Annotated in this window: 12 protein-coding genes; 5 read left to right on the forward strand and 7 right to left on the reverse strand. The window is 74.2% G+C overall.

Annotation, left to right across the window (positions count from 1 at the left end):
* The first annotated feature begins 196 nt into the window (after positions 1-196).
* A complete protein-coding gene (locus tag HEK131_RS20575; protein ID WP_217465313.1) occupies positions 197-637 on the forward strand; it encodes an SRPBCC family protein in 441 nt (146 codons plus the stop codon).
* A 2-nt stretch (positions 638-639) separates the two neighbouring features.
* Here HEK131_RS20575 and HEK131_RS20580 read toward each other — a convergent pair whose 3' ends face one another.
* From HEK131_RS20580 to HEK131_RS20600, 5 genes are read right to left on the reverse strand one after another with little or no spacing between them, the layout of a single operon-like run.
* Positions 640-1,278 carry a LysE family translocator gene (locus HEK131_RS20580; protein ID WP_244336494.1) on the reverse strand — a complete coding sequence of 213 codons (639 nt, stop codon included), beginning with the start codon at positions 1,276-1,278 and terminating at the stop codon, positions 640-642.
* Positions 1,279-1,332: 54 nt separating this feature from the next.
* Complete coding sequence (locus tag HEK131_RS20585; RefSeq protein WP_244336495.1) at positions 1,333-2,484, reverse strand: XdhC family protein; 1,152 nt, start codon at positions 2,482-2,484, stop codon at positions 1,333-1,335.
* A 25-nt stretch (positions 2,485-2,509) separates the two neighbouring features.
* Positions 2,510-4,903 (reverse strand): xanthine dehydrogenase family protein molybdopterin-binding subunit, encoded by a 2,394-nt coding sequence (locus tag HEK131_RS20590; RefSeq protein ID WP_244336496.1) that lies wholly within the window; start codon positions 4,901-4,903, stop codon positions 2,510-2,512.
* A 1-nt stretch (position 4,904) separates the two neighbouring features.
* Entirely contained in the window at positions 4,905-5,456 is a 552-nt protein-coding gene (locus HEK131_RS20595) for a (2Fe-2S)-binding protein (protein WP_244336497.1), read from the reverse strand.
* Complete coding sequence (locus HEK131_RS20600) at positions 5,456-6,349, reverse strand: FAD binding domain-containing protein (RefSeq protein ID WP_244336498.1); 894 nt, start codon at positions 6,347-6,349, stop codon at positions 5,456-5,458. Before HEK131_RS20600 ends, HEK131_RS20595 begins: the two co-directional genes overlap by 1 nt.
* A gap of 281 nt (positions 6,350-6,630) precedes the next feature.
* Between HEK131_RS20600 and HEK131_RS20605 the strand changes: the two genes are divergently transcribed.
* Both HEK131_RS20605 and HEK131_RS20610 read left to right on the forward strand, forming a co-directional pair.
* Positions 6,631-8,304: a PucR family transcriptional regulator gene (locus tag HEK131_RS20605; protein ID WP_244336499.1), complete on the forward strand. Its 1,674-nt coding sequence runs from the start codon at positions 6,631-6,633 to the stop codon at positions 8,302-8,304.
* Positions 8,305-8,517: 213 nt separating this feature from the next.
* On the forward strand, positions 8,518-9,285 hold the full coding sequence (locus HEK131_RS20610; RefSeq protein WP_217465354.1) for a hypothetical protein: 768 nt from the start codon (positions 8,518-8,520) through the stop codon (positions 9,283-9,285).
* Between the two features lie 16 nt (positions 9,286-9,301).
* Here HEK131_RS20610 and HEK131_RS20615 read toward each other — a convergent pair whose 3' ends face one another.
* A complete protein-coding gene (locus HEK131_RS20615; RefSeq protein ID WP_432215653.1) occupies positions 9,302-10,105 on the reverse strand; it encodes a GntR family transcriptional regulator in 804 nt (267 codons plus the stop codon).
* A 203-nt stretch (positions 10,106-10,308) separates the two neighbouring features.
* Between HEK131_RS20615 and HEK131_RS20620 the strand changes: the two genes are divergently transcribed.
* Both HEK131_RS20620 and HEK131_RS20625 read left to right on the forward strand, forming a co-directional pair.
* Positions 10,309-11,154, forward strand: a complete 846-nt coding sequence (locus HEK131_RS20620) for a (2Fe-2S)-binding protein (protein WP_217465321.1) — start codon at positions 10,309-10,311, stop codon at positions 11,152-11,154.
* 197 nt (positions 11,155-11,351) lie between these two features.
* On the forward strand, positions 11,352-12,392 hold the full coding sequence (locus HEK131_RS20625) for a DUF2637 domain-containing protein (RefSeq protein WP_217465322.1): 1,041 nt from the start codon (positions 11,352-11,354) through the stop codon (positions 12,390-12,392).
* Between the two features lie 69 nt (positions 12,393-12,461).
* Here the strand turns inward: HEK131_RS20625 and HEK131_RS20630 are convergent, their stop codons facing one another.
* On the reverse strand, positions 12,462-12,905 hold the full coding sequence (locus tag HEK131_RS20630) for an ATP-binding protein (protein WP_374201512.1): 444 nt from the start codon (positions 12,903-12,905) through the stop codon (positions 12,462-12,464).
* Between the last annotated feature and the right edge of the window lie 96 nt (positions 12,906-13,001).

Here is a 13,001-nt window from a genome sequence, read left to right on the forward strand (position 1 = left end):
GGGTGCATGACCAGGGGGGCGCTGCGAGCCACCACGAGCGGCCCGCAGCGCCTCCCTATCCATCTGCGGTGAAGGGGCGTGCCGGTGGGCGTGCGCGACCCCCCGCGCGCCGGTGGCACTCCGGTCCTTCCACCGGGCAGGTGACCCGCCGGGGTGAACCTCCGGGCGGCGGACGGGGATTCCCTACGATCGTGCCGTGTCTCTCTTCACGCTCGAACGCACGGTCCCGCTCTCCCTCGACGAGGCGTGGCGCCGACTCACCGACTGGCCCGGCCACGGCGACCTGGTGCCGCTCACCCGGATGACGGTGGCCACGCCCCCGCCGACCGGTGTGGGCACCCGCATCGTCGCCCGTACGGGGGTCGGCCCGCTGCTCTTCGACGATCCGATGGACATCACCGTGTGGTGCCCTCCGCTGGACGACGAACCGGGGCTGTGCCGCCTGGAGAAGCGCGGCCGGGTGGTCCTGGGCTGGGCGGAGATCGAGGTGCGGCCTGGGCCCGGCGGGCGGACCCGCGTGCTGTGGCGGGAGGAGCTGCGGGTGTCCTTCCTGCCGCGCGCCTTCGACGGCGTGGTGACGAGCGCCGCCCAGACCATGTTCGGACGCGTGGTGAACGGGCTGCTCAGGCGCGGGTGAGTTCAGTCCGTACGGCCCGTGACCGCGACCGTCACCCCGAGCCCGACCATGGCGAGCCCGCCCGCGCCGCCGACCGCGGCGAGCCGGCGCGGGGACCGGGCGAACCAGCCCCGCGCGGCGGAGGCGGCCAGCCCCCACGCGCTGTCGCAGGCCAGGGCGATGGCGTTGAACACCAGCCCGAGCAGCAGCATCTGGACCGGGACCCGGCCCTGGGCGGGGTCGGTGAACTGGGGCAGCACGGCGGCGAAGAACACGATCGTCTTGGGGTTGGCCACCCCGACCACGAAGCCGTCCCAGAGGGTGCGCGGACCGCTGTGCGCCGGGGCGTCCCCCGTGAACGCGGCCTTCATCGAGCCGCGTCGGCGCCACGCCGTGATGCCCAGGTACACCAGATAGGCGGCGCCCGCGAGTTTGAGCACCGTGAACGCCAGGAGCGAGCGCTCGACGACCGAGCCGACGCCGAGCGCCACGGCCGCGACGAGCACATAGGCGCCGAAGGTGTTGCCGACGACGGTGGTGAGTGCCGCGCGGCGGCCGTGGGCGAGGGCCCGGCCGATGACGAACAGCACGCTCGGTCCCGGCACCACGATCAGCAGCAGGGACAGCGCGGCGAAGGCGAGGAGCCGGTCGGCGGGGAGCATGCCCTCATGCAAGCACGCCCGCCGCACCGGCCGTAACCAATTTTCCGCACGCTCTCAGGCCGGTGACCCCACCCCTAGGGGGCCGTCGTGGTGGATCGGGGTGTGCGCGCCGGTCAGCGGGACCCCGGTGCCGCCGCGCCGCGCCGCGACGATCTCCGCCGCGATGGACAGCGCCGTCTCCTCCGGGGTGCGGGCGCCCAGGTCGAGCCCGATCGGCGAACGCAGCCCGGCCAGCCGGCGTTCGGTCACGCCCGCCTCGCGCAGCCGCTCCAGCCGGTCGAGGTGGGTGCGGCGGGAGCCCATCGCGCCGACGTAGGCGACCGGCAGGCGCAGGGCCAGCCGCAGCAGCGGTACGTCGAACTTCGGATCATGGGTGAGGACGCACAGCACCGTGCGGGCGTCGGTGGCGGTGCGCTCCAGGTAGCGGTGCGGCCAGTCGACCACGACCTCGTCGGCCTCGGGGAACCGGGCGCGGGTGGTGAACACCGGCCGCGCGTCGCACACCGTGACGTGGAAGCCGAGGAACTTGCCGACGCGGACCAGCGCGGCCGCGAAGTCGACGGCGCCGAACACGATCATCCGGGGCGCGGGGACGGCGGACTCGATCAGGACGGTGACCGGGGAGCCGCAGCGCGCGCCGCGTCCGCCGACCTCGACGGTGCCGGTGCGGCCGGCGTCCAGGAAGGCGGCGGCCTCGGCGGCGACGGTGTCGTCCAGCTCCGGGTGGCCGCCGAAGCCGCCGTGCCGGGTGCCGTCGCCGTGGACGAGCAGGGCGCCGCCGAGCAGGGCGGGCGGTCCCGTCACGATCCGGGCGAGCGCGACCGCCCCGCCGCTCGCGGTGGCGGCCAGCGCGGCGGCGAGCACCGGCCGGACCGGCCCGGCGGCATGGACCGGGAGCACCAGGACGTCGATGGCGCCGCCGCAGGTGAGCCCGGTGCCGAGGCCGTCCTCGTCGTCGTCGTCTTCGTCGTCGTCGAAGCGTTCCAGCACCGGCCGGCCGTCCGCCAGCGCCTGTCGGCACAGCTCGTACACCGCGCTCTCCACGCAGCCGCCGGAGACCGAGCCGACGGCCGTGCCGACGGCGTCGACCGCGAGGGCGGCGCCGGGGCGGCGCGGGGCGCTGCCGCTGACGGCGACGACGGTGGCGACCGCGAAGTCACGGCCCTCGGCGGCCCACGCGTTCAGTTCCTCGGCGATGTCCAGCATCTGTCGGTCTCCTGGGGAATCGCTCTCATGCCGTGCCGGTGAGGTGCTCGGGCCGTACCGGGGTGCGGTTCAGCTCCAGTCCGGTCGCGGCGCGGATGGCGGCGAGCACGGCCGGGGTGGACGACAGGGTGGGGGCCTCGCCGGCGCCCCGCAGGCCGTAGGGGGCGTGGTGGTCGGCGAGTTCGAGGATGTCGACCGGGATGGTCGGGGTGTCGAGGATGGTCGGGATCAGGTAGTCGGTGAAGGACGGGTTGCGCACCTTCGCCGTGACCGGGTCCACGAGGATCTCCTCCATCACCGCGACGCCCAGACCCTGCACGGTGCCGCCCTGGATCTGGCCGAGGACGGAGAGCGGGTTGAGTGCCTTGCCGACGTCCTGGGCGCAGGCCAGCTCGACCACCTTGACCAGGCCGAGCTCGGTGTCGACCTCGACGACGGCGCGGTGCGCGGCGAAGGAGTACTGCACATGTCCGTTGCCCTGGCCGGTGCGCCGGTCGAAGGGCTGGGTCGGCCGGTGCCGCCACTCCCGCTCGACCTCGACGCTCTCCCCCTCCAGCACATCGGCGAGGTCGGCGAGGACCTCACCGCCGTCGGTGACCACCTTGCCGCGCTCCAGCAGGAGTTCGGCGGTCGCCCAGGCCGGGTGGTGGGTACCGAACTTGCGGCGGCCGATCTCCAGCACCCGTTCCCGCACCAGCGCGCAGGCGTTGCGGACGGCGCCGCCGGTGACGTACGTCTGGCGGGAGGCGGAGGTCGAACCGGCGCTGCCCACACGGGTGTCGGCGGGCTGGATGGTGACCTGCTCCACGCCGAGTTCGGTGCGGGCGATCTGCGCGTGCACGGTGACCCCGCCCTGGCCGACCTCCGCCATCGCGGTGTGCACGACGGCGACTGGTTCCCCGCCGACGACCTCCATGCGGACCTTGGCGGTGGAGTAGTCGTCGAACCCCTCGGAGAAACCGACGTTCTTGATGCCGACCGCGTAGCCGATCCCGCGTACGACGCCTTCGCCGTGCGTGGTGTTGGACAGGCCGCCGGGCAACTGCCGTACGTCGGCGCCCTCGCTGGATTCCCACTGGCGCTCGGGCGGCAGCGGCATCGCCTTGACGCGACGCAGGAGTTCGGCGACCGGCGCGGGTGAGTCGACCACCTGCCCGGTGGGGAGGGTGCTGCCCTGCTCCATGGCGTTGAGCTGCCTGAACTCCACCGGATCCAGCCCGAGTTCCCCGGCCAGCTTGTCCATCTGTGCCTCGTAGGCGAAGCACGCCTGGACCGCGCCGAAGCCGCGCATGGCCCCGCAGGGCGGGTTGTTGGTGTAGAGCGCGACGGCCTCGATGTCGACGTCGTCCACGTCGTACGGCCCGATGCCGAGGGAGGCGGCGTTGCCGACGACGGCCGGGGACGCGGAGGCGTAGGCGCCGCCGTCCAGGACGATCCGGCACTTCACGTGGGTGAGCAGGCCGTCCCTGGTCGCGCCGTGCTCGTAGGTCAGCTTGGCCGGGTGGCGGTGGACATGGCCGAAGAAGGACTCGAAGCGGTCATAGACGATCTTCACCGGGCGGCCGGTGCGCAGGGCCAGCAGGCAGGCGTGGATCTGCATCGACAGGTCCTCGCGGCCGCCGAACGCGCCGCCGACCCCGGCCAGCGTCATGCGGACCTTGTCCTCGGGCAGGCCGAGGACGGGGGCGATCTGGCGCAGGTCGGAGTGGAGCCACTGGGTGGCGATGTAGAGGTGGACCCCGCCGTCCTCCTCGGGCACGGCGAGCCCGGACTCGGGGCCGAGGAACGCCTGGTCCTGCATGCCGAAGGTGTACTCCCCGCGCACGATCACATCGGCCCGCTCGGCGGCCGCGGCCGCGTCGCCGCGCACGATGGGCTGGCGGTGCAGGATGTTGGGGTGGGACACGTAGGGGGCGTGGTGGTCGGTGCGGCCCTCGTGGACCAGGACCGCGTCGGGGGCGGTGGCGGAGAACTCGTCGGTGATGACGGGCAGTTCGCGGTACTCGACCCGGATCTTGGCGGCGGCCCGGCGGGCGGTCTCGGGATGGTCGGCGGCGACCGCGGCGACGGGTTCGCCGTGGTGACGGACCTTGCCGTGGGCGAGGACCGGGGTGTCCTGGATCTCCAGGCCGTAGGTGCGCACGTCGGCGGGCAGGTCGTCGTAGGTCAGGACGGCGTGCACACCGGGCAGGGCCAGGGCCTCGGAGACGTCGATGGACACGATCTCGGCGTGGGCGACGGTGGAGCGCAGCAGGTGGCCCCAGAGCATGTCCTCGTGCCACAGGTCGGAGGAGTAGGCGAACTCGCCGGTGACCTTGAGGATGCCGTCCGGGCGGAGCGTGGACTCGCCGATGCCGCCCGCGGTCTGGGCACCCTGGGTGATCCTGGTCGGGACGCCGGCCGGTCCGGTTCGGGGCATCTCAGACCTCCTCGGCCTGCCGGGCGGCCGCCAGGCGGACCGCGTCCATGATCTTCTCGTAGCCGGTGCAGCGGCACAGGTTGCCCGAGAGCGCTTCGCGGATGTCGGCGTCGGTGGGCTCGGGGTTCTGCGCCAGGAGGTCGTCGGCGGCGACCAGCAGGCCGGGGGTGCAGAAGCCGCACTGGACGGCGCCCGCGTCGACGAACGCCTGCTGGACGGGCGCGAGTCGGGTGCCGTCCCCCGGCACCGGCCGCCAGTCGCGGGCCTCGTCGAGGCCGACACCGGGCGCGGCGGTCCGGCGCCGTTCGGCGTGGTCGGCCAGGCCCTCCACCGTGACGACCTCGCGGCCCTCGGCCTGGCCCGCCGCGACCAGGCAGGAACAGACCAGCTCGCCGTCGAGGCGGACGGTGCAGGACCCGCACTCGCCCTGTTCGCAGGCGTTCTTGGCGCCGGGCAGGCCGAGGCGTTCGCGCAGCACGTACAGCAGGGACTCGCCCTCCCAGACGTCGTCCGCCTGCTGCGGGCGTCCGTTGACGGTCAGACTGACACGCATCACGCGGCTCCTTCGGTGGCTCGGCGCTCTCCGCGGTACGACTCCCAGGCCCACATCAGCGTGCGGCGGGCCAGCACGCCGATCGCGTGGCGCCGGTAGTCGGCGGTGCCGCGCACGTCGTCGATGGGGTTGCAGGCGGCGGCGCACAGGGCGGCGAACCGCTTCACGGCCGAGGGGGCGATCACCTGGCCGTTGTCCCAGAACCCGCCTTCCTCCAGAGCCGAGTCGAGGAACTGCTCGGCCACCTCCGCCCGGATCGGCGTGGGTGCGGCGGAGCCGATGCCGGTGCGGACCGTTCGGGTCTCGGGGTGCAGGGCGAGGCCGAAGGCGCACACCGCGATGACCATGGCGTTGCGGGTGCCGACCTTGGAGTACTGCTGGGGGCCGTCCGCCCGGGCGATCCGGACGGCGCGGATCAGTTCGTCGGGCTGGAGGGCGTTGCGCTTCACCCCGGTGTAGAAGGCGTCGATCGGGATGAGCCGGGTGCCGCGCGCGGCCGACTCGACCTCGACCTCGGCCCCGGCCGCGAGCAGTGCCGGGTGCGCGTCACCGGCGGGCGAGGCGGTACCGAGGTTGCCGCCGACGCCGCCCCGGTTGCGGATCTGCGGTGAGGCGACGGTGTGCGCGGCGAGCGCGAGACCGGGCAGCTCGGCGCGCAGATGACGCATGATCCGCGCGTACGGGACGGAGGCCCCCAGCCGCACGGTGTCCGCGCCGGTCTCCCACTCGGTCAGCTCGCCGATGCGAGTGAGGTCGAGGAGGTGGGTGGGGCGGCGGTGGTCGAAGTTGATCTCCACCATCACATCGGTGCCCCCCGCGATCGGCACGGCGGTGGGGTGCTCGGCCTTCGCGGCGAGCGCCTCCTCCCAACTGGCGGGGCGAAGGAAGTCCATGGCCGGCCCTCTTCTTCCGTCTTGTGGCACGGGGGTCGTGAGGTCAGTACACCCGTCTTGTTCCAACGGGGTCAGTCACCGAAAACCCGAAGGAGTTGGCTGGCCACGGCGGTCATCTTGTAGATTCGTATGAACGAAGGCCATCGGCAACCTCTCTGTTTTCCCCGTGAAACACAGGAGACACCGCAGGTGCGGGGCACGGCCCGCGCGCCCCGCACCGGCTCCGCCTCCGTCACCCATCAGGATCAATCGAAGTTTCGACACAGAACGGCGGCGACGAGATGCGGCTGCGCGCACTGCTGGACACCGACGCGCTGGGGCTGCGGCTGCTCGGCGGCGAGGACGAGCTGGACCGTACGGTCCGCGGGGTCATGACCACCGACCTGCGGGACCCGAGCCGCTATCTCTCCGGGGGTGAGCTGGTCCTCACGGGCCTGGCCTGGCGCCGCGACGCCGCCGACTCCGAGCCGTTCGTCCGCCTCCTGGTGCAGGCCGGGGTCACCGCCCTGGCGGCCGGGGAGGCCGAGCTGGGCGACGTACCGGAGGACCTGGTGCTGGCCTGCGCCCGGCACCGGATGCCGCTGTTCGCCGTGCACGAGTCGGTGGCCTTCGCCACCATCACCGAGCATGTGGTGCGCCAGGTGTCCGGCGAGCGGGCCGGTGACCTGGCCGCCGTGGTGGACCGGCACCGGCGGATGATGACCTCCGGCCCCGCCGGCGGCGGCCCGGACGTGGTCCTCGACCTGCTCGGCAGCGACCTCGACCTGCGCGCCTGGGTGCTCTCCCCGACCGGGCGGCTGATAGCCGGGTCCAAGGTCGCGGGCCCGGCGCTGCCGCCGGAGACCTGCGCGCGACTGGCCGCCGAGCATCTCGCGGCCGTGCGCACCGGGCGGCGCGGCCCCCACCGGGTCCAGCTCGACGGCACCACGTACTCCCTGTTCCCGGTCCGCTCCTCCGGCCGCGCCCCGCAGGCCGTGCGGGACGTGCGCGAGACCGTGCTGTCGGACTGGCTGCTGGCCGTCGACGCGGACGCCGCCGACTGGCCCGAGGAGCGGCTCGACCTGCTCCGGGGCGTGACCCAGTTGATCGCCGTCGAGCGGGACCGGCGCGACGCCGCCCGCACGGTGCGGCGCCGCCTCGCCCAGGAGGTGCTGGAGCTGGTGCAGAGCGGCGCCGCGCCAGCCGAGATCGCGGCGCGTCTCCGCGTCGCCGCGCCGGTGCTGCTGCCGGGGCTCGGGGCGGCCCCGCACTGGCAGGTGGTCGTGGCCCGCGTCGAGTGGGAGGACGGCGCCGTCGCGGGCGGTCCTGTCGCGCAGTCGCTGCTGGAGGAGGTCCTCGTCGACCCGCTGGCCACCGGCCCGGAGCCGGCCGACCGGGTGGCCGTGGCGCACACCGGGGACGAGGCCGTGGCGCTGGTGCCGCTGCCCGCCGTCTCCGCCGAGCACGACGGCTCCGAGGCCGGCCTGCACGCCGACGCCCTGCTGCGCTCGGTGCGCGAGGCGCTGTCGGCGGGGCTGGAGGGCGACGGGCGGCTCACCCTCGGCGTCAGCGCCGCGGTGCACTCGGCGGAGGGGCTGCGCGGGGCACTGGAGGAGGCCCGGCACGCCCGCCGGGTCGCCGCCGCCCGGCCCGGCCGGGTGTGCGCCGCCGGGCACCAGGAACTGGCCTCGCACGTCCTGCTGCTGCCGTTCGTCCCGGACGACGTGCGCCGCGCCTTCACCGCCCGGCTGCTGGACCCGCTCACGGAGTACGACCGCCGCCACCGGGCCGAGCTGATCCCGACCCTGGAGGCGTTCCTCGACTCCGACGGCTCCTGGACCCGGTGCGCGAGCCGGCTCCATCTGCACGTCAACACCCTGCGCTACCGGGTGGGCCGCATCGAGCAGTTGACGGGCCGCGACCTGTCGCGCCTGGAGGACAAGCTGGACTTCTTCCTCGCCCTCAGGATGAGCTGAGCGCACCCCCACGCCCGTGATCAGCGGCGGTCGGCGCCGGGGACCGGATTCGATCTTCCGGCGCCACCGGCTGGCCGATCGGCCACCGCTCCGGAACTTTGTGAAAAGTTTCACCCACCCTCTTGGCCCGGCCCGGTGATCGGTGCTGGAATGCACGCCACCACTCAACAGCTCGACGGCGTGCTCGGGGAGGGCAACGTGGCGCATCCCGCCATGTCTGGTAACGGAACGACCGCCGATGACGATCCGCTCCAGACAGCGGTGTGGCGGCTGCGCTCGCGGGCCTGCTGGGCCGACGCCGCGGCCCTCCTGCCCACGGACACCCCGAGGGCGACGCTCCAGCGGGCCGCGCTGCTGGTGGAGCGGTGCCTGTACACCGAGCGGGGCTGGGAGGCGGCCGAGGACGCGCTGCGCACCGCCGAGGCGCGGGCCCACAGCGACGAGGAGCGCGGGGCGGCCGCCTGCGAGCGCGGCCAGCTCGCCTACACCGCCACGCTGCACGGCGTACGAGACCGGGCGGACGAGGCACGGGCCGCGCTCGGCCGGGCGGCCGCGCTGATCCCTCCGGGGGCTCCGGGGCGGGCCCTGCTGGACTTCCGCCGGGGGCTGCTCGCCGAGAACCTGGCTCATGCCCCGCAGGCCGCCCGCGCCGCCTACCGCCGGGCCCACGCGGGCGCGACCGCCCAGTCCGAGCCGCTCCTGCTGTCCTTCACCTGGCGCCACCTCGCCGGACTGGCCCTGCGCGAGGGCGAGTTGGCCGAGGCGCGGCACGGCTTCACCGAGTCCCTCCGCCTGCGCGAGGAACTCGGCTACCTGGTCGGCACGGCGCCCGCCCTGGTCTCCCTCGCCGAGACCGAGCCCGAACCGGAGGCATCCCGCCTCCGGGAAGAAGCCCGGCGCCTCTTCCGCCTGCTCGGCGGGGTCCCCACCTGGCTCGCGGACCACCTGACCCCACCGGCACCGGGGGCGGCCACGGCCTGACGGACTACGGCTCCGCTCAGTCCCGCTGGGCGAAGTGCTCGGCGACCAGTTCCCCCACCGCGTCGAGGTCGCCGGAGGCCAACGCGTCCAGCAGGGCGGTGTGCTGGGCGGCGTCCCGGAGCAGGACGGCCCGGTGCTGGCGGGGCGGGGTGCCGACCAGGGGCCACTGGGCGCGGCGGTGGAGGTCTTCCGCGATGCGGAGGAGCTGTTCGTTGCCCGCGAGGGCGAGGAGGGCGCGGTGGAAGGCGCGGTCGGCCTCCGCGTACCGGGCGGGACAGCCGGAGGCGGCGGCGCGGGCCGTGTCCTCGGCGAGCGGGCGCAGCTCGGCGAAGCGGTTGGCCGCGACGGTGCCGGCCAGCCGCAGCAGTACGGGGACTTCGAGCAGCGCCCGCACCTCCGCCAGCTCGGCCAGCTCGCGGGCACCACGCCGTACGACCCGGAAGCCCCGGTTGGGGACGACCTCGACGGCGCCCTCCAGCGCGAGTTGCTGCATGGCCTCGCGGACCGGGGTGGCCGAGACCCCGAAGCGCTCGCCGAGCACCGGTGCCGAATAGACCTCGCCGGGGCACAGTTCGCCCGTCGTCAGCGCGGTGCGCAGCGCGTCGAGGATCTGGCCGCGCACCGAGGCCCGCTGCACGACCGTGCGCGGCCGGGGAAGCGGTGGCTCGCTGTGCGTGTGCTCACCGCGCACACCGGAGGTGCCCGCCGCCCGCTCGCGGATCTCGGCGGCGCCGGACCGGGCCGGCACCCGCGGGGGTGCGGGCTGCGCGGCATGCCAGGGCAGCCCCGTCCCGGAGACGTCGTGCAGGCCCTGGTTCACGGGTCCTCCTCGGGCTGGTCGGCGGCCGGGGCTTCGGGGGCGCCCGGCCCTGGGGCCGGGCCCCGGGACACGGACGACGGACCGTCACATGTCCGTCAAGCACCTTAGGCGCAGGAGGCGGCAGTTCAAATTCCCGGAGAGACGGGTAAGGTTAGGCTTACCTCTACACCCGCCCCCGTGTTCGAAGGATCGGTGGTCCCGCCATGCTCGCTACGGCCTCGCCGCTCACCGCCGCGTACGCCCGGCTCGGCGAGGTCTATCCGGGGCTGAGCGTGACGGTCCTGGAGGACGCGGCGGACGGGGTGCTGCCCGCGGGCGACGGCTGGGTGAGCGCCGACGGGCTCGCCGCGGGCGGGGTCCAGCTCGACTCCTTCCTCGCCTGGGACGACGCCCAGGTGCTGCGGGACTACGGCCGGGCCGCCCGCCCGGACGTCATCGCCGGCTTCGGCCTGCACCGCTACGCCTGGCCCGCCTGCCTCCTGATCACCGTCCCCTGGTTCCTGCAGCGCCGAGTGCCCCGGCTGCCCGCGGCCCACGTCGCCTACCACCGCACCGAGGGCCGCATGGCCGTGCGCCCCGCCGGGTTCGCCTGCCTGCCGGACGACCCGGCGGCCGGACTGCCCGAGGCTGTCGTGGTGGCCGACGAGGAGGCGCTTCGGGCCGAGGTGCGCGCGGCCGTCGCCGAGCACCTGGAACCGGTGCTGGGCGGCTTCGGGCCGCGCATGCGGCGGCGCGGCCGCGCCCTGTGGGGCATGGCGACGGACGAGGTCGTGGAGAGCCTGTGGTACCTCGCCTCCCTGTTCGGCGAGGGCGAGGAGGGGCGCGCGGTGCGCGAGCTGGAGCTGCTGCTGCCGGGCGCGACCGCGCCGTACGCGGGCTCGGCCGCCTTCCGTGAGCTGACCGGCCCGGGCGGCGAGCCGCTGCCCACCCGCGACCGGGTCAGTTGCTGCATGTTCTATACGCTGCGCCCCGAGGACACCTGCGCCACCTGCCCGCGCACCTGCGACAGCGACCGGATCGCCAAGCTGACCGCCGCCGCGGCCGCCTGAGGCCGCCGGAACCACTCGTTCGAGCACCGCTAATCGAACTCAACCGCCCCTTCACCGCGATGAGTTCGAGCAAAACACGGTCACCTCCCCGACCTCGGGCCCCTTTGGCGGTCCATTGCCTCGAAATCCCCGGCCGGTCGCCGGGAATGGGTCACTATGACGGGCGATACGCCCTATCCCAAGGCAAGGGACCCCTGATGCGAATGACCGACATATCGCTGAACTGGCTGCTTCCGGGCGCCGTGCTGCTCCTGGGCCTGCTGGCGGCGATCGCGGTGCTCGCGCGCGGCAAGCGCTCTTCCGGGGAGAAGACAGCCGCGGACGACTCCTGGGAACGCAGCGAGGAGCGCCGCAGGCGCAAGGAGGCCTTCTACGGAAGCGCCTCGTACGTCCTGCTCTTCTGCTGTGCGGCGGTGGCCGCCGCCCTCTCCTTCCACGGCCTGGTCGGCTTCGGCGAGCAGAACCTCGGGCTCACCGACGGCTGGCAGTACCTGGTGCCGTTCGGCCTGGACGGCGCGGCCATGTTCTGCTCGGTCCTCGCCGTGCGCGAGGCCAGCCACGGCGACGCCGCCCTGGGTTCCCGGATGCTGGTGTGGATGTTCGCCGCCGCCGCGGCCTGGTTCAACTGGGTGCACGCGCCCAGGGGGATGGGCCACGACGGGGCGCCGCAGTTCTTCTCCGGCATGTCCCTCTCGGCGGCAGTGCTGTTCGACCGCGCGCTGAAGCAGACCCGCCGGGCGGCCCTGCGCGAACAGGGTCTGGTGCCGCGCCCGCTGCCCCAGATCCGCATCGTCCGCTGGGCGCGGGCGCCCCGAGAGACCTACCGGGCCTGGTCGCTCATGCTCCTGGAGGGCGTGCGCAGCCTGGACGAGGCGGTCGAGGAGGTGCGCGACGACAAGCGGCAGAAGGACGAGGCACGCCAGCGCCGGCGCGACCAGCAGCGGGTGGAACGCGCCCAGTTGAAGGCGCTCAGCCGAGGCGCCCGAGGCGTCGTGACGCGGACGCCCGCACGGACGGTGGAGGTGCAGATGGACCGCGCCCCCGCCTCCGCGACCGGGGAGCCCGCCATAGCGGCGCCGGACAAGCTGACCGCCCGCCAGCGGCCGTCCCTGCAGTCGGTGCGCAAGGGCGGTGAACCCGTCACCGTCGACCTCACCGCGGAGGACGACACGATGGCACTGCCCCGGCTCGACTCGCTGGAGCGCAAGCTGAAGGACCTCGAGCAGCAGTTCGGTTGAGTTCCGTCACGGCGGGGGCGGGGAGGCGATCCTGATGAATCGCTTCCTCGCCCCCGCCGCCGTGTCCGCCTACGCGGCCTCCGCGCCCAGCTCGAACCACACCGACTTGCCGACGTCGTGCGCCCGTACGCCCCAGGCGTCCGCGAGGGACTGGACCAGGACCATGCCCCGGCCGTTGGTGTCCTCCTCGGGCTCGGGGGTGCGCACCTGGGGGCCGCGGGCCACGAAGTCCCGTACCTCCACACGGAGTCCGCGCGGGGAGACGACGGCGGTGAGGACCGCGTCGTCATCGGTGTGCACCAGGGCGTTGGTGACGAGTTCGCTGGTGAGCAGTTCCGCTATGTCGGACCGGTCCGGCCGGTCCCAGTGCCGCAGCAGGGCGCGCAGTTCGCGCCGCGCCTCGGGCACCGCCGCGAGGTCGGCCCTCACCAGGTCCCGTCTGAGCCGCTGGGCCTCACGCGTGCCGCCCGTCTCGTCGTCCCCCATGTCCGCCGGAGAGGCCCCCACCGCCACGGGACCACCCCCTCGCGCCTGCATCGTCATGACCCCCGCCCACACGTCGCCGGCCCTCCCCCTTCTGGTCGACCGCGTCCACGACGGATGCTTGCC

The sequence above is a fragment of the Streptomyces seoulensis genome (genome assembly GCF_022846655.1).
Lineage (GTDB): Bacteria > Actinomycetota > Actinomycetes > Streptomycetales > Streptomycetaceae > Streptomyces.

Excerpts from the sequence above, each read along its gene's own strand:
- HEK131_RS20625 (WP_217465322.1), top strand. The coding sequence starts at position 11,352 with ATGCGAATGACCGACATATCGCTGAACTGGCTGCTTCCGGGCGCCGTG.
- HEK131_RS20600 (WP_244336498.1), bottom strand. The coding sequence starts at position 6,349 with ATGGACTTCCTTCGCCCCGCCAGTTGGGAGGAGGCGCTCGCCGCGAAG.
- HEK131_RS20610 (WP_217465354.1), top strand. The coding sequence starts at position 8,518 with ATGTCTGGTAACGGAACGACCGCCGATGACGATCCGCTCCAGACAGCG.
- HEK131_RS20590 (WP_244336496.1), bottom strand. The coding sequence starts at position 4,903 with ATGCCCCGAACCGGACCGGCCGGCGTCCCGACCAGGATCACCCAGGGT.
- HEK131_RS20580 (WP_244336494.1), bottom strand. The coding sequence starts at position 1,278 with ATGCTCCCCGCCGACCGGCTCCTCGCCTTCGCCGCGCTGTCCCTGCTG.
- HEK131_RS20595 (WP_244336497.1), bottom strand. The coding sequence starts at position 5,456 with ATGCGTGTCAGTCTGACCGTCAACGGACGCCCGCAGCAGGCGGACGAC.
- HEK131_RS20585 (WP_244336495.1), bottom strand. The coding sequence starts at position 2,484 with ATGCTGGACATCGCCGAGGAACTGAACGCGTGGGCCGCCGAGGGCCGT.
- HEK131_RS20620 (WP_217465321.1), top strand. The coding sequence starts at position 10,309 with ATGCTCGCTACGGCCTCGCCGCTCACCGCCGCGTACGCCCGGCTCGGC.
- HEK131_RS20605 (WP_244336499.1), top strand. The coding sequence starts at position 6,631 with ATGCGGCTGCGCGCACTGCTGGACACCGACGCGCTGGGGCTGCGGCTG.